This window comes from Brevibacillus sp. FIR094 (assembly GCF_050477165.1).
Lineage (GTDB): Bacteria > Bacillota > Bacilli > Brevibacillales > Brevibacillaceae > Brevibacillus.
Genome location: NZ_JBEAES010000026.1, coordinates 32635 through 55889, shown reverse-complemented (window position 1 = coordinate 55889; position 23255 = coordinate 32635). Strand labels below are relative to the sequence as shown.

The window sequence follows — 23255 nt, the reverse complement described above, 5'->3', positions numbered from 1 at the left end:
CTTCGAAATCGGAGAAGGCGGCTTTTTCTTCTTCAGGTTCCTATTCGTTTACGATCACTTTTCCGGTTCTCGCATCCACATAAAACGTATCATCTACTTTAAATTCTCCCCCGCAAAAGCAATGCGAGCGAGTTTGACGGAACGAAAGGTCATAACCGAGCTTCCAGGTAATCGTGCCTTTCTTGTAATCTGGTTGGTGGATGTAGGTCAGCTCAAGTGGAAAGGTTTGCAGTAAACGGGTCATGGCCACTTGTTCTTTAAGCGCTTGGGAACGTGCCGGGTATTTGACACTGGCCGGTTTGTTTATGCTTACCTGCTCCCATGCACCCGTCCATGAATCGATCCGAATCGTATACATCCCATTCTCCACACTCTGATTGTTCCCATAAACCGGAAGACCGTTCACAAGGGGATCAGCAACGATGAAGGTGTACCTTTCATCTCCATCCTCCGTTACTTGTATCTGATTGCCTCCAGACGGAGCCAGTCTTCTCAAAAGCTTATCCGCTTCCATCCGATCCCGCTTCTTATCCGTTTTCACGTTAGACCATTGCGGATTGTTCACCTTTGTGGAAAATTCAAGCAGTTCACCAGTTTTCGCATCTGTCACAAGGAGATGATGCTGCTCCCCGTTACTGCTTCCCTCAGGAAACGTAGCCATTCGAGATATCTTGTCAGCATCGGGAACCCCTTCACCAAAATTTCCCCATATGAAATAACGAAGAGCTGGACCATCATCGTAACTCGCTTCGTAGATGGATAGCGGCAGCTTTTCTGTTTCGATTCTAAACAATATGCGTAACAAATCACGTGCTTGCGACTCTGTTTGGGCTTCCCACTTCTCACCTGTTCCAGTCACATTGATGGTCTGAGACGGGTTGGTAGTCTCTCGGGTATTCTTTGTTACTAATCGTTTGCCACTAAAGGCATCCAATGCACTACCTGTATGTTGTTGTGTTATGATTCCATTTTTCAGGACATAAGCGAGCTTTGCTTCCACCTGGTCGCTATGATTATGAATGGGCAATAAATAAACGAGTTCCAATGGACGGCTTTCTTGCCACTTTCGTACAGCTTGTTCGGCGGAGATGACGCGCTGCGGAGATGGGAGTGAAGAGGGACTTACTTTTTCGTATAGCCTGCCATCAAACGTGGAAAACCAAACGATTCTTCCCGCTGCATCAAAACTGACGAGACAATCATAATCGTCATCGAGCACTACATTATTCAGGACTCGCACCAGTCTAACCGTCAATAGGTCCTTATTTTTATAAACCTCTCTCGTTTGATAGGTGTTACCTGTACCTGTTCCCTGCAAACCAGCGACAAAAGCCAGCGCACGTGTTTTGGCCTGCTGCTCAGTCGGGTAGGCAGGCTTTGTTGCTGCTTTCGGGGTAAGATTCAGTCTGAGCAACTCACCTGTCTGTCCGTCAAAAATCGCATCATCCATGGACGATTCGGCCTCAGCAGCAGACTGTGCGAACGTGACCACCACCCCGCTAACACCAGGTCCATCCACATCGCCACCGTAAACGACGTAGCGCGAAGACAGCTCCGGTAAGAGCTTGACTAGCTTTTGGACACCTTTCGTCACATGCATCGGCACAGCCACAACCGATTGAGCCTGCGCTACGGTCGCAGGACTCGTTGCGCCTACTCCTGATAAGGGGGCGGCAAAAACTGTGGCGGCAGCTAAAGTACCCGACAAAAACCACGAGACCGTTCTTTTCACCTTGAACACCGGACCCCACTCCCTCTTTTTTCCTCCTACATTGAGACGCAACAGCCACCAGTAAGTTACCGAGTGGACAAGCTTTTCTAGAAAAAAGAAGGTATGCATTTTTGTCTGCATACCTTCTCCCCAACTTTCCTTATGCTCCTACATTCAGCTTCTCCAGCTTTTGCTTGATCAGCTCGACTACACTGGCGCGTTTCAAATCAACAAATGCACGGGTATTTGCATCCGGAACCACAATGATCCCCAGTTGGTGATGATTGCCCGCATAGACCGCACACTGCACGAACTTCAGCTCGCCTTCACGCGTGAGTACTTCCATTTTGCAAAAGGCAGGATTGGCTTGTAACGCCGGATATAAATCTTCTTTTTCCCGCACCGAAATGCCATTTACTTTCACGATAATCTCACCTGGCGTGATGCCGATTTCTTCTGCTCTCGTCCCTGGAATGACACCCATTACTTTTACACCACGCGAAGACTGGATGAAATAAGGCGAACGCTTTCTTTCTTGATACTGACTCCAGAAAAACAGCGCTTCATGACCGAATAGTGCAAAGATCGCAGCCAGCAAGATCAACGGATAAAACCATACAGCCAGAGCACATAACCCCAACAAACCAATCGCATACAGCGTCAAATTTTTCGCAACCTGCGTTGCCTTTCTATAAGGTGTCATCGTTTGCGTCATATCGGAGAATCCGGTCACCGTCGGCAAAAGCATCAGTCCGAATGAAGCGGCTTCCGGCGAAAAGAACGGCCAACCCGGATACAACGCACCACTGATAGCACCTGGCTCCATTTGTACGAACAGCACGGCTGGCGTCAGCCAAAAAGAATGAAGCAAATAGGCACCGACAATCCGCCCACGCTGCCCTTCCACGAATAGCGGAGAAGCGTCCCGCCCGCCATTCCAGCGTACGAGCATCGCTTCAATCAGATGCATGATCGCAACTAACGCAAGCAACGGCAAAGGTTTTGCCTGACGAATCATTTCCCAGACATAGCTCAATCCAGGAACATCCGTAACTGGTGGAATGACCTGTGTGATCGCGTGTAAAATCGCCAAAATCCCTGCAGCATATGCGAAACAGAGAAACCGTAAACGAATCAGCGCCAAGATGAGCGCCAATCCCCATAGTATCCACAAATCCTGTGCTTGCACAACCACGCCGAGTCCTGCACTAAGAAGAGAAATAAGTAATCCTCCCACCAAGCCCATCCCTACAGCCCGTATCGTCGAGAGCAAGGGTGACTGAATGCGTGCAGAAAAAAGCTGTCTTTCCAGGTTCATCTGTCTGCGATAATGCAAATAAATAAAAACCAGAAAGAGATAGAAAACAGGATTGATAAAAAATGCGGCAAAGCCATATGCAATGGTAAGCATATCTGCCTGTATCGCCAATTGCCTCACCTCAACTAAAAGAAAGAAAAACCACGGCATTTGATTTGCCGTGGTTATCATTTCTACGGAAAGCAGGGAATTACCTTCTTCCATTTTCTTGATTATTGATTACTTGCCCGTGACTACTTCCAGAGCTTTTTGCAATTGCAGGTCATTCTCTGGCTTCGTCATCTTTTTACGGAGACTTTCTTCCAGCGAAGAGCGTGTCTTCGCGTCTACTTTGCCAGTTACCTCAAGCTTGTTGGAGGTTTGGAACTGCTTGATTGCTTCCTCTGTCTTTTCATCAAAATAGCCATCTTCTCGCCCTGTGGACAGATTCAAGCCCTTCAGGATGAGCTGCAGGTTTTTCACGTCAGTACCAGCCATGTCGCGCTGCAATACTTTATCTGCCGGCAACAGAGTTGCGTTGAAATAGTCCGGTTGCTTGACTGCAAAGTCTGGCGTAATGCCTTTTTTATGGACCCATTCGCCCTTCGGCGTGACCCACTTGGCAATCGTCAGCTTCAATTGGCTCTTGTCGTTCATTTCCATTGTACTCTGAACGGTTCCCTTACCAAAGGTCTTCTCACCGACCAGCTTGTAGCTGCCGTTATCACGCATGGCACCTGCCAAAATCTCCGAGGCACTGGCACTTCCGCCATTAATCAGTACCGAGATTGGATAAGGCTTAGCAGCTTCAGTAGTCGAGAAGTACTCTTCTTTTTGCTGCCCGCCATTTCCATACTCGATTTGCACGATCTTGCCTTTATTCGGTACGAGGATTTCTCCGATCTCTTTCACAGCTAACAAATATCCGCCCGGATTGCCCCTAACGTCAATAACCAGACCGCCAATCCCCTTCTGCTCGAGAGCAGCCAGCTGATCTTTGAAGTGCTTAGCTGTGTCTGTAGAGAATTGGGTAATGTTGATCACGCCTACTTTAACACCGTTCTTCTCGAGTATCTGACTGTTTACCGTCTCAATCGGAATATCGTCACGTACACACACGATGGTAAGAGGCTCTGGCACTCCGGCTCTCACTACTTTGAGAACCGCCTTTGTACCTTTAGGCCCGCGAATCTTCGTCACTGCCTGATGCAGGTCCAATCCTTCAAGCGATTCATCATTTACGCTCAAAATTTGGTCGTTTGGTCGCAGCCCTGCACGCTCCGCTGGAGAGTTTTTGAATGGCGAAACAACCGTTACCCGACCATTTTGCATCGTTACTTCTGTCCCGATCCCTTGGAAAGTCGAGTGTAGGGTAGATGTGAACTCCTCAGCAGAACGAGGGTCCATGTAATCACTGTACGGATCTTCGAGCGACCCGACCATTCCGCCAATTGCACCTTCTACTAATTGCTCATTGGTGACATTTTGGATGTAATCTTTCTTGATTGTTGAAAACGCCTCGTACAGCTTCTGGAACTCTTTCGGATAATCTCCACTCCCAGAAAACAGCGCCATGCTAGATGCTGTTAAAGCCCCACCTTGACTTGAACTGGCGCTAGCCGATGTCTTCATGATCGCCATCGTAATAAAACTGCTGGCTACCATCGAGATGAGTACAAGCGCGATTACGGTACGTCCTTTCCATCTCACTGTTACGTCACCATCCTTTGTGCTACCGGAAAAAGATATGCTGCTAGTTTATGCATGTTCCGTTAACAATATTTGTCTGGTCGCACGAGGGTCTACTTCAAATACGGCATTGGGTTGACTGCTACGTCATTTTTATAGACGGTAAAGTGCACATGATTCCCGGTTGAGCGACCTGTTGATCCTACCTCTGCGATCTTTTGACCTCTCGATACGGATTGCCCAACAGAAACCTTGATCCCACCCTCACGAATATGACCGTACAGAGTGGTATATTCCGCGTTATGCTTGATCATTACTGTATTCCCGTAGCCGCCATTGTATCCTGCAAAGAGAACGACTCCGTCAGCCGCAGCCATAATTGGCGTTCCTTTCCGTGCTGCCATATCTAAACCATTATGCCCAGCCGAGCGGCCTGTAAACGGATCACTCCGCATTCCGAAGCCCGAAGTGAAGCGGAATTGCCCACTTGCGACTGGCAAGGCAAACTTTCCACCCTTGTAGCCTGTAGCGGAAGCGCTCATCGCACGTACTCGTTCCGAGTATTTGGCTGCTTCCTGTTTCGTGATAGCCAAAAGCTCCTGTCCATATTGCTCCAAATCCACTTCCAGCGCAGATTCTTTCTTATCCAGTTCAGCCTTGACCACTAGACTTTGCTTGTACTGCTTGTCCAATTCGACTTTAAGCTCCTCAGCCTCATCGAACATCCCGGCGTACACAGTCAGTTGATGATCAATTTCTTTCTTTTTGGTCTCGATTGTTTCCTTATCGCGAATGTTATCCTCTAAAATACGCGTGTCCTGCTCCAAAATAAGCTGCAAGGCCTGCATGCGTGTCAAAAAGTCCCCAAAGTCAGAGGAACCGAGCAGTACATCCAAATAAGAGATCGTACCGCGTTCATACATGGAAGTCACACGCGTTCTGAGCAAGGCATCCCTTTTGGCTACGCGGTCTTTTGCTTCGTCCAGATGATCCTGAGCGCTGGCTGCTTTTTCCTTGGTATCGTCCATTTGCTGCTCAAGCTTGTCCAACTTTTTCTGTGTATCGTTGCGACGCAAATCAATTTGCATCAATTGCGTCTCCAAACCTTTTTTCTCTTTTTGCACAACATTGATCTGTTCTTCTGTCTTCTTCAATTGCTGCTGCTGGCTTTTCTTCTTCTTTTGGATTTCTTTTAGCTCTCGATTAATCTTGTCCAAAGAGGCCTTACTAGGCGCTGCCAAGCTCACATTTGTCGGGAGCACAGTACCGACCACAAGCCCAGTGATTACGAGTGCTAGCAGGATTCTCTTTCTCATGTTACTCCTCCCACGCTCTTCAAATTATTAAACTCGCAAGAAGCGACGTACAGACACCAAACTTCCCCAAATCCCGATGAATGCACCAATCGCTAGCAAAGCCAGCGCCACTTGATACACGAGCGGGAATAGCGGCAACAGTTTAAACAGTTGGGAAGCTTCAAAGCTGGAGGTAATGGCATCCAAGAGGTAGTAATACCCAACCGTTAACATAATCGTCGGAATCAATGCCCCTGCCACACCCATCAAGAGCCCTTCCACAAAGAATGGCCAACGGATAAACCAGTTCGTGGCCCCAACCAGCTTCATGATTTCAATCTCTCTGCGACGTGCTACAATCGTCAGCTTAATCGTGTTGGCAATCAAGAACATCGCTGTAAAACCGAGACCGATAATAAAGGCAATCCCGACATTACGGACTGCTTCGGTCAAAGAAAACAACTTATCTACAGTGCCTTCCCCGTAGGTCAGGCTCTTGACATACTGGAAATTTTTGATTTGCGTTGCCACCGTAGCAGTGTCCTGTGGTTGTTTTGTTTTTACTGCAAATGCATCTGGCAGGGGATTGCTTTCCTCCAAGCCTTCAAACAAGTACGCTTTTTCACCAAGGCTCTCTTTAAACTGCTTCAGCCCTTCGTCTTTCGGTATAAATGAAACAGACTCCACTTGCGGAAGTTTCTTGATATTATTCTCAACCTGCGTGATGTTTTCTTTTGTCGCCAGCAAGTCCATGAAAACGCGAATTTCCACTTGTTTTTCGACGGATTGTGCAAAGTAATTGACGTTCATCGCCAGGACGAGGAAAACTCCCAAGATAAAGAGGGTAATGGTCACGGCACTAATAGAAGCGAACGACATCCAGCCGTTCCGCCCGAGGTTTTTGACCCCTTCACGGACATGGCGCCCCAGCGTCCTAATCTTCATAACCGTATTCCCCTCTCTGCTCATCACGGGCGATTTGGCCTGCTTCGATCGCAACTACCCGTTTTCTCATGGTGTTTACAATTTCCCTGTTGTGGGTCGCCATGACGACCGTCGTTCCTCGCTGATTGATTTCTTCAAATAGCCTCATGATTTCCCAAGAGGTTTCTGGGTCCAAATTTCCCGTCGGTTCGTCCGCGATAATAATTCCCGGGCTATTCACCAGCGCTCTCGCCAAGGCAACACGTTGCTGCTCACCGCCGGACAGCTCGTTTGGCAGCATTTTGGCTTTATGCTTGAGCTTTACGAGGCCCAAAACATCCATCACACGGGGCTTGATTTGTTTGGGATTACTCTCGATTACTTCCATCGCAAATGCGACGTTTTCGAAACAGTCAATGTCGGCAGCAGCTTGAAGTCTTGGAACACAACACCGATACTGCGGCGGACTAATGGAATTTGACGCTCTTTGATTCTGCTGACATTGAAGCCACCCAAAAATATTTGTCCTTTCGTCGGCTTCTCTTCACGGTACATCAATTTGATAAACGTAGATTTACCCGCTCCACTGGGGCCTACTACGTACACAAATTCACCCTTCTCAATTCGAATGTTGATACCTTTCAAAGCATTCGTACCATTCGGGTATGTTTTCCACACATCGAACATTTCGATCAAGCAAATCACATCCTACTTCGTCAGATCCTTCTTTATGTATCTTGATCCTGATTTTTTGTTAATGATAAAATCGACAAAACCCCTCTACCTACTAGCAACCGCTGCCACACCTTGTTGAAAAACAGCGGGATTTCCCATCTTATCCATTATACCACCACGATTCAAGGATGGTATCCACTAAATCTCTCATTTCTTGTCGAAACAGCTTCGATTGTTAACAACTGTCACGAATTAGGGAGAAAATAAGATTGCACATTCCCGCCTAGCATCATGGAAAACAGTTGGCTACAATGAGTGTGACAAGAGGTTCATTCATGTAAAAGGAGCTGGATATAACGTGGAAAATTTTGTTTACCATAACCCGATACAGCTGATTTTTGGACGGGGTCAATTGGCCCAGCTCGAGGAAAAAGCAAGACAGCTAGGTCCCACTGTTCTTTTGGTATATGGTGGTGGCAGTATAAAACGAACCGGACTCTACGACAAAGTGATATCTCTCCTCCAGTCTGCGGGCTGCCGCGTGCATGAGTTGGCAGGAGTGGAGCCAAATCCACGTCTGAGTACCGTGAATAAAGGAATTGAGCTATGCCGCCAAGAGGGCGTCAATTGGATACTCGCTGTTGGTGGAGGCAGTGTAATCGACGCGGCCAAAGCAGTCGCGATTGGTGTGCCTTACGAGGGAGATGTATGGGATTTTTATACGCGTAAAGCGGTCGCACAAGAAGCTCTCCCCCTCGGTACCGTACTGACACTTGCTGCTACTGGTTCTGAAATGAACCGGGGAAGTGTCGTCACCAACTGGGAGACACAAGAAAAGCATGGAGCTGGCACGACGTCTCCCGCTTTTTCGATTCTGGATCCTGAGCATACGTTTAGCGTACCTCGCGACCAAACGATCTACGGAATCAGCGACATTTTGTCCCATGTATTCGAGCAGTATTTCACGCATACAACCGAAATTCCATTGCAAACACGTTTTGCTGAGTCGATCATGAAGACCGTCATCGAAAATGCAGAACGCGTCCTCACCAATCCGGAAGACTACGATGCCCGCGCCAACATCCTGTACTGCGGAACAATGGCATTGAACGGAACTCTCCCGGTTGGCGTCACAACAGACTGGGCAACTCACTCCATTGAGCATGCTGTCAGTGCTGTTTACGACATCCCGCACGGTGGCGGTCTGGCGATCATCTTCCCCAAATGGATGCGCTATGTGTACCGTGAAAACGTCCCTCGCTTCATGCGCTTCGCAACAGAGGTATGGAATGTCGATCCTTCCGGCAAGACAGATGATGAGATCGCCTTGGAAGGAATTGCTGCTACAGAAGCTTTCTTTGCCCGTATCGGTGCCCCGACCCGATTGGCTGATTACGACATCACCGACGAGCACTTGCAACTCATGGCCGAAAAAGCCACTCCGTTTGGTCCGATCGGTCAGTTTAAGACGTTGACGAGTGACGATGTGGCACAGATTCTTCGATTAAGTTTGTAATCCCTATAAATCAACTTCTGGAAGCAACTGATTAAATACTAATCAGCTGCTTCTACTTTTTTGAAAACAGATACATAATCTATCATTTTTTGAAGAATAATGTTAAAATTTGTATTTACAACCATTTTTAATTAAAATATTATGAAAAATGTAAAACAAAGCCGTTAAAAGGAGTGTTTTTTATGAAGAAAAAGCTTCTAGTCGGTATTTCATCATTGGTATTGAGTTTAACAGTGGCGTCCTCTGTATTTGCTGCATCGTATTGGGAAAGTGAAACAAATCAGCAAAGCAATAATACATGGGGTCAACGTGATGCAAATGGATTTGTCCTAGGAATCGGGGATGTCGCACAAGGATACATTTGGGATATTGATGACGAAGACTACGTTGCTTTTCAACCGAAAACAAGTGGTACAAGAACAATTAGACTGAACGTTCCTTCCAATATGGATTTGAAATTTGAAATATGGGATGCAGCTCGTAACAAAGTGTTGGATGAATCTATTTCAAATAAAAACGGCGTAGGTGGCGCAGAATCAGTTACCATGTATTTTTCTGCGCAAAAATACTATATTTTAATCGACCGAGTAAGTAAATCTGGTGCTACAGGTAACACCACAAACGGATATGCTTTATCTATCCAATAATATAAATTCGACAAATTAACGATGGCTCGTCCAATTCAAGTGGACGAGCCATCAAGATTTTTGACCTAGGAATCTTTTTCGAATGGCATACCCACACAGAAGCACCAACGGTACACCGAAGCTATAAGTAAAATCATAGAATGGCCAGTACTTCGCAATGATGTCGCCAAAGACGACAATATTGGGCGAGAAAATCGTGGACATCACCATGAGCAAAACGATGTACGGAAAGATTAGAACCTTGAAATTGTCGATTCGAAAGACGTGACGGATGCCCAAATGAAAAAACAGGCAATACAGCGTAATTTTGACGCTTACCGCGATAAACCAGATCACCGCGATAATCGCTTCTAGCCGCTGAATGAAATCCCCGAGCTTCAGCTGTTTGATGAGTACATAGGTTGGATAAAAATGCCGCGCAGTCAGATCTGCCCCCAAAACAAGGATGCACATCAACATGATGATGAACAGCACTATTCCCCCAAGCAACGTCCCCAGAAAAAAATATCTCATCCGTTTTTGGATGGGCGAGACAAACGGAAGAACCGCCATAAAAATCACCAACTCCGAATAAGGAAAGGCAATTGCCGCCGTAGCTCCCTGCAAAATAGGCTTCCACCCATTTTCAAATACAGGTTGAATTCTCGATATGTCCGCCTGTGGCAGCAGAGTAATCATCAGTAAAACAAAAAAGAAAAAGAACCAGACAAAATAGATTTCTGCCGATTCAGCGACTGTTTGCAGTCCCAAACTCACACCAAACATAATCACAATGACAAACAACAGCTGTATCGCGAATCTTGGAGTCGAAACTAGTAGATGCGTGCCAACAAAGTCGCCAATTTCCATCACATGCGCCCCTGCTGAAAACAGCGTATAGCTAATAAACGAGAGTGTAATGATCGTTCCTAATACTCTCCCAACGGTTTGATCAACGAAGGTGAAAAAGCTTTGATTCCGATAAAGCTTCCCCACTGCTATGAGTAAGACAATATTGAGCAGTCCCACCACAAGCCCGATCAGGACAGATATCCACGCATCCTGTTTAGCGAGTGCAGCCGTCATGCCAGGCAGGACGAGAACGGAGTCCCCAATGGTAACAAGGGTGACGAGCATCAATAGTTGACGGGGACTGATCTTGTAGCTCTCTTGCATGATTGCTCCCTGCTCTCTTTAGACCTTCGATTCCTTTGTACAATTATTTCCTCCATGATTCAGCGCTAAACACGTAGGCATTTCATGCTATGATAAAGAAATATATGTAAATTTCGAAATGGACTGGAGGACTGCAACCATGTACAGAGTAAAAAAGCAGGACGTGATTTATGCCATGTCTCCTGAGAATCAGCCGGTCTTGAAGGTAGAAGCAGGCAGTATCGTAACGGTTGAAACCTGCGATTGCTTCGAGGACCAAATCCAATCGGCTGACACCGCGTTTCAAGAGCTTGATTGGAATCGGATCAACCCTGCTTCCGGCCCTATATATATAGAAGGAACAGAACCAGGCGATATTTTGGTTGTTCATATTCAGAAAATTGAGATTAAAAATCAAGGCGTAATGGTGACTGGACCAGAACTGGGTGTAATGGGATTCGACCTGCAAGAAAATGTGATCAAAATGATTCCGATACAAGATGGACAAGCTGTATTATCAGACAAGCTTCAGGTTCCGATCAATCCCATGATTGGCGTAATTGGAACTGCGCCTGCCAAAGAAGCCATTTCATGTGGTACGCCAGGCGATCACGGCGGCAACATGGACTGCAAACAAATGCGCGAAGGTACTACATTACTTTTACCCGTAAATGTTCCCGGCGCATTATTTGCCCTGGGTGACCTTCATGCTGCAATGGCTGACGGTGAAGTAGCTGTATGTGGCGTGGAAATTGCTGGGGAAGTAACCGTAAAGCTCGATGTGATAAAAGGAAAGCAGTGGCCGTTACCGATGGCAGTCAATCAAGATCACTTGATCACGATTGCTTCGGAAAAAGAGCTGGACAAGGCAGCGGATCGAGCGGTAATCAACATGGTACAATTTCTACACGAAGAGCTGGGAGTAGAAAAGGCCGAAGCCACCTTCTTACTCTCCGCTGCTGGAGATTTGCGTATCTGTCAGGTCGTTGATCCATTAAAGACAGCCCGCATGGAGTTGCCTCTTGCGTACGCAACCGCAGTAGGCTTTGATTTGAAAATAGTTGGTAGATAAGGATAGAACGCAAAAAAACCCCAAAGCTTTGGGGTTTTTGCTTTTCATTCATGTACGTTTTTATGCAGGTGAACCTACATCGATCAGGGATTCAATCATGACCTTTTGACTGTTTTTGTGCACCCAAGCATGTGTTTCTACCAGTTGCTTGCGATACCAATCAATTTGTACCTCTACCTGATTACGAGCGGTCCCACCCAGCACGTTACGTGCATTGACAACCGTCTCAACAGCTAGAGCGCCATACACATCTGCCTCAATAGCCTCTGAGAAGCTCTGGAATTCTTCCAAGGTCAGATCGAGAAGATATTTTTGCTGCTCGATGCAGTACAAGACGGTTCTCCCTACGACTTCATGCGCCTGACGGAACGGCATGTCTTTGCGAACCAAGTAATCTGCCAAGTCTGTCGCATTGGAAAAATCGTTGGTAACTGCTTGACGCATGCGATCTGCTTTGACTTGCATCGTCTTAATCATCGGCGTGAGCAACGCTAGCGCACCATGAATGGTAGCTACCGTATCGAACATGCCTTCTTTATCTTCTTGCATGTCCTTGTTGTACGCCAGCGGCAAACCTTTCAATACGGTCAACAATCCAAACAGATTGCCGTAAACACGTCCTGTTTTTCCGCGAACCAGCTCTGCTACATCAGGATTTTTCTTTTGCGGCATGATACTGGACCCCGTGCAAAATGCATCGTCTAGCTCCACAAAGGAGAATTCCTGACTGCTCCAGATGACGAGCTCTTCGCACAGACGGGAGAGATGGGTCATGACCAAGGATGCGTCCGCCAAAAATTCGACGATGAAGTCACGATCACTCACTGCATCCATGCTGTTTTGATAGATACCATCAAATTGCAGCAATTCCGCTACAAACGTGCGGTCGATAGGGAATGTCGTACCTGCGAGGGCACCAGCTCCAAGCGGCAGCACATTCACACGCTTCCACGTCTCGGTCATCCGTTCGATATCACGTTGTAGCATGGACACATACGCCATCAGGTGATAGCCAAACAATACTGGTTGCGCACGCTGCAAATGTGTATAGCCTGGCATGACGGTATCGAGATGCTGGCTCGCTTGCTCGAGCAATGCCTCTTGCAAATACATCGCCAATTGGATAATCTCCATCAGCTTTTCTCTGAGGTACAGGTGCATATCTAACGCAACCTGATCATTGCGGCTCCGTCCGGTGTGGAGTTTGCCCCCCACCGGACCGATCTCTTCAATCAGCATCTTTTCAATATTCATATGCACATCTTCGTGCGCAACGAGAAACTCAGCTTGCCCGCGCTCAATTTTCTCTTTTACCTTTTTCAAGCCAGCGATGATCTGTCTTACTTCCTCCATTGGCAGGATGCCGCACTTGCCCAACATGGCAACATGAGCAAGGCTTCCAACGATGTCCTGTCGCCACATTTTCTGGTCGAAAGAAATAGAAGCGGTATACTCTTCTACGAGTTGATTCGTCGGCTTCGTGAAGCGTCCTCCCCAGAGTTTCATTGCTTGATCGCATCCTTTTCATCCAAAATCTTAATGGCCGTGTTTTTATTCTCGTGCAGTACACCTTCGTTTACCTGTGCGTATACCTTTGTAGGCAGACCCCACAGCTTGATAAAACCGAGTGCTGCTTTATGGTCGAATTGGTCACCAGCATTGTAAGTCGCCAGCTCATGGCTGTAGAGAGACGATGCAGAGGTGCGGCCTACAACGATCGCATGTCCTTTGTGCAGCTTCACACGTACGACACCCGTTACGTGTTTTTGCGTTTCTTCAATGAATGCCTGGACAGCATTGCGAATTGGCGAAAACCAGAGACCCTCGTAAATCACTTGCGCCAGTTTTTGCTCGACAATCGGTTTGAATTGAGCAACCTCACGTGGTTGCGTCAAGAATTCCAGCTCACGGTGAGCCAAAATCAAAGTAGTCGCAGCCGGAGTCTCGTAAACTTCGCGAGATTTGATGCCCACCAAACGGTTTTCCACATGGTCGATACGGCCTACACCATGGTTTCCGGCGATTTTGTTCAGCTTGAGGATCAGTTCAGCCAGTGGGAGCTCTTCGCCATTTAATGCAGTTGGCTTCCCTTGCACGAAAGTGATTTCGATTTCTTCTGCCTCGTCTGGTGCATCCGTGATCGACTTCGTCAGATCGTATGCACCTTCTGGAGGAGCTGCCCATGGATCTTCCAGAACACCGCACTCGCAGCTTCTGCCCCACAGGTTTTGGTCAATGCTGTATGGATTGTCCAGATCGATTGGGATCGGGATATTGTTCTTTTTCGCATATTCAATCTCTTCGTCACGCGTCCAGCCCCATTCCCGAACCGGCGCCACGATTTTGATATCCGGGTTCAGCGCTGTAAAGGAAACATCGAAACGTACTTGGTCGTTTCCTTTTCCTGTGCAACCGTGTGCGACAGCTACCGCGCCTTCTTTTTCCGCGATTTCAACCAGCACGCGCGAAATCAGGTAACGCGACAGTGCAGACACCAGCGGATACTTCCCTTCGTACATGGCGTTTGCCTTCAGGGCTGGCAATACGAATTCCTCTGCGAATGCATCTTTTGCATCCACTACGATTGATTTCAATGCCCCTACCTGCAATGCTTTTTTCTGTACGAAATCGAGGTCTTTCCCTTCCCCTACATCCAATGCAACTGCAATGACATCGTAGTTATACGTATCTTGCAGCCATTTAATTGCTACCGATGTATCTAAACCGCCTGAATAAGCCAACACAATTTTATCTTTTGCCATCATTCTCTCTCCCCGTGTCGAAGTTTCTCTCATGCGAGTAATTATACAAACGAACTAATAAAAATACAACTATTTTTCTTGTTTATTTCTTGTGAATTCGCAGACAAAAACGGAGATGCAAAGAAAATATACATTTCTCGCATAAAGAGTATCTTGTTTTTATGCATAGCCATCATCTGTTTATGCATAAACGTTGCACGATTGAAAGGAAAACGAATCCAAGGTAGAGAATGAGTGAAAGGAAGAATGACATAGGAGAAGTCAGTTGGAGGGATTATGAAAACAATTTATTTGGTACGTCATTGTCAGGCTGCTGGTCAAGAACCCGAAGCCCTGCTCACGGAAAAGGGAGAAGTACAAGCTCGGGAGCTTGCCACCTTCTTCGCAGGTTCCCCCATTGATCGAATCATTTCGAGTCCGTATCATCGGGCGATTGCTACCATCCAACCACTTGCACAGGAACGCGGAATCAAGGTTGAAGAAGACCCGCGTTTGGTCGAGCGCGTCCTTAGCGGAGTACCACGTGAAGATTGGTTCGAGCGACTGCGCGATACATTCGATGACCTGACGCTTGAATTCGAAGGGGGCGAATCCAGCCTTACTGCTATCAACCGGGCAAATGCGTTGCTCACTGAGATTTTGGCAGATGCGCATAAAGAAATCGTGCTTGTTAGCCACGGATGCCTGCTGGCCTTGCTCATGAAATCAATGGATGACCGTTTTGGCTTTCACGATTGGGAGAAATTAAGCAATCCGGATGTATTCAAGCTTACCTGCCATCTAGAAACCAAAGAGCTCATCCGCATATGGTCGTAAACGAATAAAAACAGTTACAAGGGGCAGCTTATCTGATTGCCTCCTGTAACTGTTTCTGCGGGATGGACTCTATTCCGATAATGCTCTGCAACTCTTCGTACGGCAGTCGCTGAACGATTCTGATAAAATGCTCCGCCAATATCGGATCAAATTGGGTACCGGAGCCCCGTCTGATTTCTTGAAGCGCTTCCTCCACTGGCAAACCTTTTCGATAAGGCCTGTCCGCGACCATCGCATCGAAAGCATCTGAAATGGCTAAAATTCTCGCCATCAACGGAATCTCATCCCCGGCTAAACCATCCGGGTATCCCCTTCCGTCTATTCGCTCATGATGGGAGCGGATCGCAGGAAGCAATTCATTGAACATCCCTGCTTGCAAAATAATTTCGTAGCCAATGACTGTGTGCTGCTTGATCTTGTCGTACTCTTCCGGGGTCAGCTTTCCTTTTTTATTGAGAATTTCGTCTTCGATGCCGATTTTTCCAATGTCGTGCAAGATTCCCCCGATATAAACATCCTCCACTTTTCGTTCGGACAAACCAATATCTCTCGCAATTTCTCTTCCCCAGTAAGCTACACGCTGAGAATGTCCACTTGTGTATCGATCTCGTGCGTCAATGGATGCAGCCATCGTCGTTAAGAAGTTGTGATTGAATGATTTGACCTCTTCTACTTTTTGCTGAAGCCTTTGAAGGTTGTCATAGTAATGATGAAATACGTAACTGATCGTAATAAACGCAATCATCATAGGAATTAGAGTTAGCGGGCCATATGACTCTACTAATCGTGAACCTACTCCGGCTAAAATTAATAGCAGCAAGTACGTCGAGGTAAATCCTTTTGCCATCATCTTTATGGTTCGCGCCCAGGTCATTTTATGAAAATAGGAGATACCCAATCCACATAAAATCAGGTTCACAAACCAATAAATCACAGCCAAAAACAAATCGCTAATAATAGGAGAAACCGTTCCGAAGCCCTCGATCCAATCCTTCAAAAACGCTACTGTCCATATAGTCATTAACAATTGCCCAATATTAATGATAGCTTTTAGCGGATTAAACCTTACCAGGAAAGCAATAATTAATGATTCAATAACAGCAGCCCATACTCCCACCCAGACACCGTACAACAAGATACCCGAAAAGATTACAGCATTGTTCACTGTTAAAATCGTATTTGATATACGTACGGGAGCAAAACAGGAAAAAATGGTCAAGAGAGTATAGGTAGATAATACCCCCCAATGCTCACGAACTGCCCATTCAGATGAAGAAGTGTAAAAAATATAGATTGCTGCAATGACAAATCCAACCTGTACAACAATCCCCTTTATCCAATTTGCATAATCAGTTTTTTGTCGCATAACTTTTACCTTCGCGAAGTTGTAGTAATGAAATAGGTTTATTCATCAATCGCTGAACAAGTAAAAAGGCGCCTAACATAATAAAAATATCGCCGATGCTAATAATCCGAGGAATGATAGATGGCATGTAGATGACATCCGTCAAAAACGGGAAATTTGAACTTTCCGTCAATACACTATGCTTGAAATTCGTTCCGTTTATAACCGGCTCTAAGTCATAAGGAAGCTTTGCTGCTTGGACTAAATCGATTGGCATTTTTCCATTGTTAGACCAAATTGCAATCGCATTCAGAAACCAGCCGATTAAAAATATCCGCATATCTTCAAATTCCCGATTAAAAACGAGGAAAGCCAAAATAAACACATATGCGATCGATATGAACATGCCACCGATCATAGGAAAGAAGACTGCACAAGCCTGGAGCAGTATGGTAACGATAAGAAGTTTCAATTGATTGAATTTAGGAAATTCTTTAATTCTCCCCCCTCGCAGCAATGCTACGAGAAAAGATAGGGCAATTACATCCAATAGCATGTTGTTTCCTCCAAGCTTGAAGAAAAAACACCACTCAGCCAAGCGGTGTTTGTTTCTCCAATACGCTTATTTATCCAATATGGAAGTTTGCAGAAGTAGCTGCTACGATTGCTACCACCATCATAATTGCCGCGAACCATTTTTTCATTTTCTTTTCCCCCCTTCAGGCATAGTGGAGAAAGCTGGCTTCGCTACTGTCCGTGATACAGAGGCCAAGCGACCAAGTACAGCCTCTGCTCTTCTTTCCATTTCCATTACGGAAAAGGGTGGATTCGCTACTGGCTCCATACGGACCAAGCGACCAGATACAGTCCGTACTTCTTTGCTTCTTTCCTACCTTTATTTTACACATAAGTGACAAAATTCGGCAATCACAGATTCATAGTCTATTCGATTTAATTACAGCTAGTTCTATTTAACTAGAACTATGTTCACACCAGCGCCGCCAATATCGCCTTTTGTGCGTGCAATCTATTTTCAGCCTGATCGAAAATGACAGAGCGCGATCCGTCGATGACCCCGGTTGTCACTTCTTCACCACGATGTGCTGGCAAGCAGTGCAAGAAGAGATAATCACGATCTGCCGCTGCTACCAATTTTTCGTTTACTTGATAGTCGGCAAATGCTTTCAATCGCACCTCATTTTCTTCTTCAAAACCCATACTAGTCCAAACGTCCGTGTATACAGCATCTGCCCCCATGACAGCCTCTATCGGATCGGTGGTCACCATCATTTTTCCACCGCTTTGTTTTGCATATTCTGTAGCTTTTGCGACAATTGTTGCATCCATTTCGTAGCCTGCCGGAGTCGCCACCCGCACATCCAGGCCTAGCAGAGCTGCGCCTAGCACCAGTGAGTTCGCCACATTGTTCCCGTCTCCTACATAGGCAAGCTTGACTCCTTTCAGCTTGCCTTTATGCTCCCAAATCGTCAGCAGATCGGCCAATGCCTGACAAGGATGGTACAAATCGGTCAAGCCATTGATAATAGGGATCGACGCGTGCTCAGCAAGCTCTTCTACATAAGAGTGGGAAAAGGTGCGAATCATGATGGCATCCACGTACCGCGAGAGAACTTTTGCTGTGTCGCTGATTGGCTCCCCGCGTCCGAGCTGTAGCTCTTTTCCGCTCATGAACATCCCTAGGCCACCCAACTGATGCATTCCTACTTCAAAGGAGACGCGCGTGCGGGTCGAAGCCTTGTCAAAGATCATCCCCAATGTCTTGCCTTGCAAAGGCTGGAATGGCTGTCCCAGCTTCTGCAATTGCTTGACGTGAGCAGACAGATGGAGCAGCTCCATCAATTCTTCCCCGTTGAATTCATCGACACGTAGGAAATCCTTTCCTTTATGCTTTTGTAACGGCAAGTTTTGAAAGTGTTCCAATATCTTCACTGGCTGCATGTGAGCCACCTCTTTTCTTCATAATAGACTTCACGTATAACTCGAACGTATCAACAGCGGAGAACAACGGCACGCCTTGTTGTACCATACGGCTTCGCAGAGCAAATCCTGTCCGGCCCTGACGATTACCTTTCGTCGCAGTAACAAGTGCGAAGGCCGCTTCTTCCTTTTGCAATAGGTCGATCCAGGCCGTTTCATCTGCCACGACATGCTTCACGACAATTCCTTCGGCTTTCAGCCACTCGGCCGTTCCCGGAGTCGCCGCCAGATTGGCACCGTCTGCTTGAATTTGTCCAATCGACTCTCTTACGCCGTCCTGCTTATCTCCATCTGCTAGAGAAATCATAACCAACTGACCTTTTTGCCAGTCGCCGTATAAATTGTCCTTGAAAGCAAAGGCTTTGCCTGCTGCCTCTTCGAAAGAATGCCCCAAGCCGAGAACTTCCCCCGTCGATTTCATCTCTGGACCTAGTACTGGGTCTACGCCGTTCAGCTTGATCGTGGAGAAAACGGGCGCTTTGACGACTGCAAACGGAATCTCTGGCAAAAGCCCTGTACCGTAGCCCATCTCTGACAACTTTTCACCCAATTGTGCGCGAACCGCCAGTTGAACCATCGGGATGCCAGTCACTTTGCTCGTAATCGGTACGGTCCGTGAAGCACGAGGATTTACCTCCAGTACATAAACCGTTTCGCCATCAATGACGAACTGAATATTGATTAACCCGACCGCTTCCATTTCTCTCGCGATTGCTTCTGTATAGCTCGCGATTTTTTGCTTGATATCATCCGTCAGCTGAGGAGCCGGGAACAAGGCTACACTGTCTCCTGAGTGGATGCCCGCTCTCTCCACATGCTGAAAAATCCCTGGGATAATGACAGATTGTCCGTCGCACACCGCGTCTACTTCTGCTTCCTTACCTGGAACGTATTTATCCACAAGGAGTGGGAAAAACATGCTCATGTCCGGATGGTTCAACCAGTCGTGAATGGTCGCTTGCAGCTCGTCGATATTGTGGACGACTACCATACCTTGCCCGCCGATGACGTACGAAGGTCGCATCAAAACAGGGAAGCCGATTTCCTCCGCTATCGCGGTCGCATCCTCCAAGGTCGATACTCCTTTACCGGGGATATGTGGAATGTCCAGCTTGCGCAGCATGGCGTAAAACAGCTCGCGATCCTCCGCACGTTCGATGGCTGTAAGCGACGTACCCATTACTTCCAGCCCTGCGTGCTCCAGCTTGGCTGCCAGGTTGATCGCGGTTTGACCGCCGAACTGAACCATGACGCCATCCACCTGTTCGCGTTCTGCGATATGCAACACGTCTTCTACGTGAAGCGGTTCAAAATAAAGATGGTCGGCTGTTTCATAGTCAGTGCTGACCGTCTCTGGGTTGTTGTTCACAACGACAGCCGCAATACCGCTTGCCTGAAGCGCTTTGGCTGCATGTACGGAGCAGTAGTCAAACTCGATACCCTGACCAATGCGGATGGGACCTGAGCCAAGTACCAGTACTTTGCGGCCAGACAGTGACACGACCTCATCTATTCCTTGCCAATCCGAATAGTAGTAAGGGGTTTGGGCATCAAATTCTGCAGCACAAGTGTCCACGATTTTATAAGTAGGCGTAATGCCTGATTCTTGACGTAATGATTTGATTTCGGCAGGCGTAGCATCCACCAGTGAAGCGATAGTTTCATCGGCAAACCCGCGACGCTTTGCTTCCATCAACAGCTCTGGGGTCAGTGTTTTCCTATCGTGGCAAGACAGCTCTACTTCCAAGTCCACGATTTTACGCAAGCTCCGCAAGAAAAACGGATCGACACCAGTCAGACTGTGCAGCTCACTTTCTGTAAAGCCTTTGCGGATCGCCTCGGCAAAAACAAACAGTCTGATATCAGTCGCTTCCTGCAAGGAATGTGCAAGCTCCTCACGTGTCCAGGATGCCAGCTCTGGTCGAGTTAAATGTGTGCAGCCCTGTTCCAGGGAACGAACTGCCTTCAAAAGTCCTGCTTCTAGATTGCGGGCGATCGACATGACCTCGCCAGTCGCTTTCATTTGGGTCCCAAGCTTGCGGTCTGCCAGCGGGAATTTGTCAAACGGGAAGCGCGGGATTTTGACAACGATGTAGTCCAACGCTGGTTCAAAGCTAGCGTACGTGTAGCCCGTGATTGGATTGAGTACCTCATCCAGTCCATAGCCTAGTGCGAGCTTGGCGGCGATGCGCGCAATTGGATACCCTGTTGCTTTGGATGCCAACGCACTTGAACGGCTTACCCGAGGATTTACTTCGATCAGCACATACCGATCAGAATTCGGATCAAGCGCAAATTGAATATTGCAACCGCCTACTACGCCTAGCGAACGAATCACTTTCGTTGATACGCTGCGCAACATTTGGTACTGGCGATCTGTCAGCGTCTGAGATGGCGCGACGACAATACTGTCTCCCGTATGAATACCTACTGGGTCCAAATTTTCCATATTGCACACGATAATGCAGGTATCATTTGCGTCCCGCATGACCTCGTATTCAATTTCTTTCCAGCCTTTTACACTGCGCTCAATCAATACCTGACCGATTGGGCTAGCTGCAATGCCACCCGCTGCAACCTTTCGCAAGGACACTTCATCCCCCGCGATCCCGCCACCTGCTCCTCCGAGTGTATAAGCCGGACGGACAATAACGGGATAGCCTATGGCGTTCGCAAACTCGATCGCTGCTTCTACAGATTCGACTGTATCGCTCTCTGGAACAGGCTCTCCGATTTTTTGCATCAATTGCTTGAACAGCTCACGGTCTTCCCCGTTTTGAATGGCAGCCAGCGGCGTACCCAACAGCTGCACACTGTACTTTTCCAGCACGCCCGCTTCTGCCAGCGAAACAGCAAGATTAAGTCCCGTTTGGCCGCCTAGCGTAGGCAAGAGGCCATCGGGACGCTCTTTTGCGATAATAGCTGTCACAGATTCCACCGTGAGCGGCTCCAGATATACTTTGTCCGCTACTTGTTCATCTGTCATGATCGTAGCTGGATTGTTATTCACCAGCACAACCTGAACACCAGCCTCCTTTAGGGAAAGGCAAGCCTGTGCACCTGCATAATCAAATTCCGCTGCCTGCCCGATGACGATCGGACCAGAACCAATGACCAATACTTTATGAATGTGTGGCAATTTAGGCATATCTCTTCGCTCCTACTACGCGCATCGACTGCAAGAATTGGTGGAAAATGTGGGATGTATCGTTAGGGCCCGGATGTGCTTCCGGATGGAACTGCACACTGAAAACAGGCAGACTGACGTGACGTAGCCCTTCGACTGAACCGTCATTGACATTGCGATAGGAAACCGTTAACTGACGTTTGTCCAGAGACTCTTCCTTGACCACGTACCCGTGATTCTGTGAACTCATGTATACTTTCCCAGTCATCAGATCCTTGACCGGATGATTACTACCACGGTGACCGTATGCGAGCTTTTCTGTCTTGCCGCCGTACATCAACGCCAATACTTGATGCCCCAAGCAGATGCCCAATGTCGGATACTGCTCCACGGCTTTGCGCCATTCGCTGCAATACGCAAGCAAATGCTCCGGATCGCCAGGCCCATTGGAAAACAACAATCCGTCTGGTGCGAGAACGTTAATTTGGGCAAAACTCGTATCAAATGGAACGACCGTGACACGGCAGCCCTGTTCGAGAAGTGCATCCAAAATCGATTGCTTCATGCCAAGGTCAATCAAGACGACATGCTCCCCTGTTCCCGGATACCGCTCCACCTGCTGTCTGGATACGTTGGCAACTAATGATTTCTTGGCGTGCTTGAAGCGCAGGGACACAACTTCCTCCACCTGCATAGGCTGATCGGAAATGACACCGAATACGGTACCATCTTGGCGGACGCGCTTTGTAATCGTTCGCGTATCAATCCCTGCAAGGATCGGGAATCCAAATGCTTCTGCCGCTTGGGCCAAAGTCATGTTTGATTCGTAATGGCTTGGCTCCGTGCATAGCTCGCTGACAATCATCCCTGTCAAGGCTGGCTTGGCTGCCTCATAATCCTTTTCGTTGATCCCGTAGTTTCCGATCAAGGGATACGTGAAGGTAACAATTTGCCCTGCAAAAGAAGGGTCTGTCATCACCTCTTGATATCCCGTCATTCCTGTATGAAAAACCACTTCTCCGAATCCGTTAATGGGGGCGCCATACAGCTTCCCTGTAAAAACCTCGCCGCTCTCCAGCGTTAAATATCCTGTACCTAACGATTGATTCTCTCTATCCATCTATAAAGCCACTCCTCTCCAATGGGCACCGGCCTGATCGCTCTTACCGAGAATTTATGCAACCTTTTGTATTAATATACATTTGAGATTATAAAAATGCAACGAGTTTTTTGACCACTTCTACTCG

Annotated in this window: 17 protein-coding genes and 1 pseudogene; 4 read left to right on the top strand and 14 right to left on the bottom strand. The window is 47.4% G+C overall.

The window, feature by feature from the left end; genetic code table 11:
* Positions 1-40 precede the first annotated feature (40 nt).
* From ACQ5DJ_RS21325 to ftsE, 6 genes and pseudogenes are all read right to left on the bottom strand, one after another.
* Entirely contained in the window at positions 41-1741 is a 1701-nt protein-coding gene (locus tag ACQ5DJ_RS21325; protein ID WP_429844202.1) for a hypothetical protein, read from the bottom strand.
* Positions 1742-1871: 130 nt separating this feature from the next.
* Entirely contained in the window at positions 1872-3233 is a 1362-nt protein-coding gene (locus ACQ5DJ_RS21320) for a PDZ domain-containing protein (protein ID WP_429844201.1), read from the bottom strand.
* Positions 3234-3248: 15 nt separating this feature from the next.
* On the bottom strand, positions 3249-4718 hold the full coding sequence (locus ACQ5DJ_RS21315; RefSeq protein ID WP_429844200.1) for a S41 family peptidase: 1470 nt from the start codon (positions 4716-4718) through the stop codon (positions 3249-3251).
* Between the two features lie 92 nt (positions 4719-4810).
* Complete coding sequence (locus ACQ5DJ_RS21310; protein WP_429844199.1) at positions 4811-6013, bottom strand: murein hydrolase activator EnvC family protein; 1203 nt, start codon at positions 6011-6013, stop codon at positions 4811-4813.
* A gap of 27 nt (positions 6014-6040) precedes the next feature.
* Complete coding sequence (ftsX, locus tag ACQ5DJ_RS21305; protein WP_429844198.1) at positions 6041-6937, bottom strand: permease-like cell division protein FtsX; 897 nt, start codon at positions 6935-6937, stop codon at positions 6041-6043.
* Positions 6927-7612: pseudogene (gene ftsE, locus ACQ5DJ_RS21300) on the bottom strand (cell division ATP-binding protein FtsE). Before ftsE ends, ftsX begins: the two are co-directional and overlap by 11 nt.
* A 337-nt stretch (positions 7613-7949) precedes the next feature.
* Here ftsE and ACQ5DJ_RS21295 point away from each other — a divergent pair.
* Together ACQ5DJ_RS21295 and ACQ5DJ_RS21290 are read left to right on the top strand one after the other, a co-directional pair.
* On the top strand, positions 7950-9107 hold the full coding sequence (locus ACQ5DJ_RS21295; RefSeq protein ID WP_429844197.1) for an iron-containing alcohol dehydrogenase: 1158 nt from the start codon (positions 7950-7952) through the stop codon (positions 9105-9107).
* A 182-nt stretch (positions 9108-9289) separates the two neighbouring features.
* A complete protein-coding gene (locus ACQ5DJ_RS21290; protein WP_429844196.1) occupies positions 9290-9754 on the top strand; it encodes a hypothetical protein in 465 nt (154 codons plus the stop codon).
* Positions 9755-9805: 51 nt separating this feature from the next.
* Here the strand turns inward: ACQ5DJ_RS21290 and ACQ5DJ_RS21285 are convergent, their stop codons facing one another.
* Entirely contained in the window at positions 9806-10909 is a 1104-nt protein-coding gene (locus ACQ5DJ_RS21285) for a GerAB/ArcD/ProY family transporter (RefSeq protein ID WP_429844195.1), read from the bottom strand.
* Between the two features lie 139 nt (positions 10910-11048).
* Between ACQ5DJ_RS21285 and ACQ5DJ_RS21280 the strand changes: the two genes are divergently transcribed.
* On the top strand, positions 11049-11960 hold the full coding sequence (locus ACQ5DJ_RS21280; protein WP_429844194.1) for an acetamidase/formamidase family protein: 912 nt from the start codon (positions 11049-11051) through the stop codon (positions 11958-11960).
* Positions 11961-12020: 60 nt separating this feature from the next.
* Here ACQ5DJ_RS21280 and argH read toward each other — a convergent pair whose 3' ends face one another.
* Positions 12021-13466 (bottom strand): argininosuccinate lyase, encoded by a 1446-nt coding sequence (argH, locus tag ACQ5DJ_RS21275; protein WP_429844193.1) that lies wholly within the window; start codon positions 13464-13466, stop codon positions 12021-12023.
* Positions 13463-14722, bottom strand: a complete 1260-nt coding sequence (locus tag ACQ5DJ_RS21270; protein WP_429844216.1) for an argininosuccinate synthase — start codon at positions 14720-14722, stop codon at positions 13463-13465. The genes argH and ACQ5DJ_RS21270 overlap by 4 nt, the downstream gene beginning before the upstream one ends.
* Positions 14723-14998: 276 nt before the next feature.
* On the opposite strand from ACQ5DJ_RS21270, the gene ACQ5DJ_RS21265 reads away from it, so the two are divergent.
* Positions 14999-15538 carry a histidine phosphatase family protein gene (locus tag ACQ5DJ_RS21265; protein ID WP_429844192.1) on the top strand — a complete coding sequence of 180 codons (540 nt, stop codon included), beginning with the start codon at positions 14999-15001 and terminating at the stop codon, positions 15536-15538.
* A 28-nt stretch (positions 15539-15566) separates the two neighbouring features.
* On the opposite strand, the gene ACQ5DJ_RS21260 is transcribed toward ACQ5DJ_RS21265, so the two are convergent.
* The 5 genes from ACQ5DJ_RS21260 to ACQ5DJ_RS21240 form a co-directional block, all read right to left on the bottom strand.
* Positions 15567-16904: an HD-GYP domain-containing protein gene (locus ACQ5DJ_RS21260; RefSeq protein ID WP_429844191.1), complete on the bottom strand. Its 1338-nt coding sequence runs from the start codon at positions 16902-16904 to the stop codon at positions 15567-15569.
* Positions 16888-17439 (bottom strand): DUF5317 family protein, encoded by a 552-nt coding sequence (locus tag ACQ5DJ_RS21255; RefSeq protein ID WP_429844190.1) that lies wholly within the window; start codon positions 17437-17439, stop codon positions 16888-16890. Before ACQ5DJ_RS21255 ends, ACQ5DJ_RS21260 begins: the two co-directional genes overlap by 17 nt.
* A gap of 431 nt (positions 17440-17870) precedes the next feature.
* Positions 17871-18842 carry an ornithine carbamoyltransferase gene (argF, locus tag ACQ5DJ_RS21250; RefSeq protein ID WP_429844189.1) on the bottom strand — a complete coding sequence of 324 codons (972 nt, stop codon included), beginning with the start codon at positions 18840-18842 and terminating at the stop codon, positions 17871-17873.
* Complete coding sequence (gene carB / locus ACQ5DJ_RS21245) at positions 18787-22029, bottom strand: carbamoyl-phosphate synthase (glutamine-hydrolyzing) large subunit (protein WP_429844188.1); 3243 nt, start codon at positions 22027-22029, stop codon at positions 18787-18789. The genes argF and carB overlap by 56 nt, the downstream gene beginning before the upstream one ends.
* On the bottom strand, positions 22022-23128 hold the full coding sequence (locus ACQ5DJ_RS21240) for a carbamoyl phosphate synthase small subunit (protein ID WP_429844187.1): 1107 nt from the start codon (positions 23126-23128) through the stop codon (positions 22022-22024). The genes carB and ACQ5DJ_RS21240 overlap by 8 nt, the downstream gene beginning before the upstream one ends.
* Positions 23129-23255: the final 127 nt, after the last annotated feature.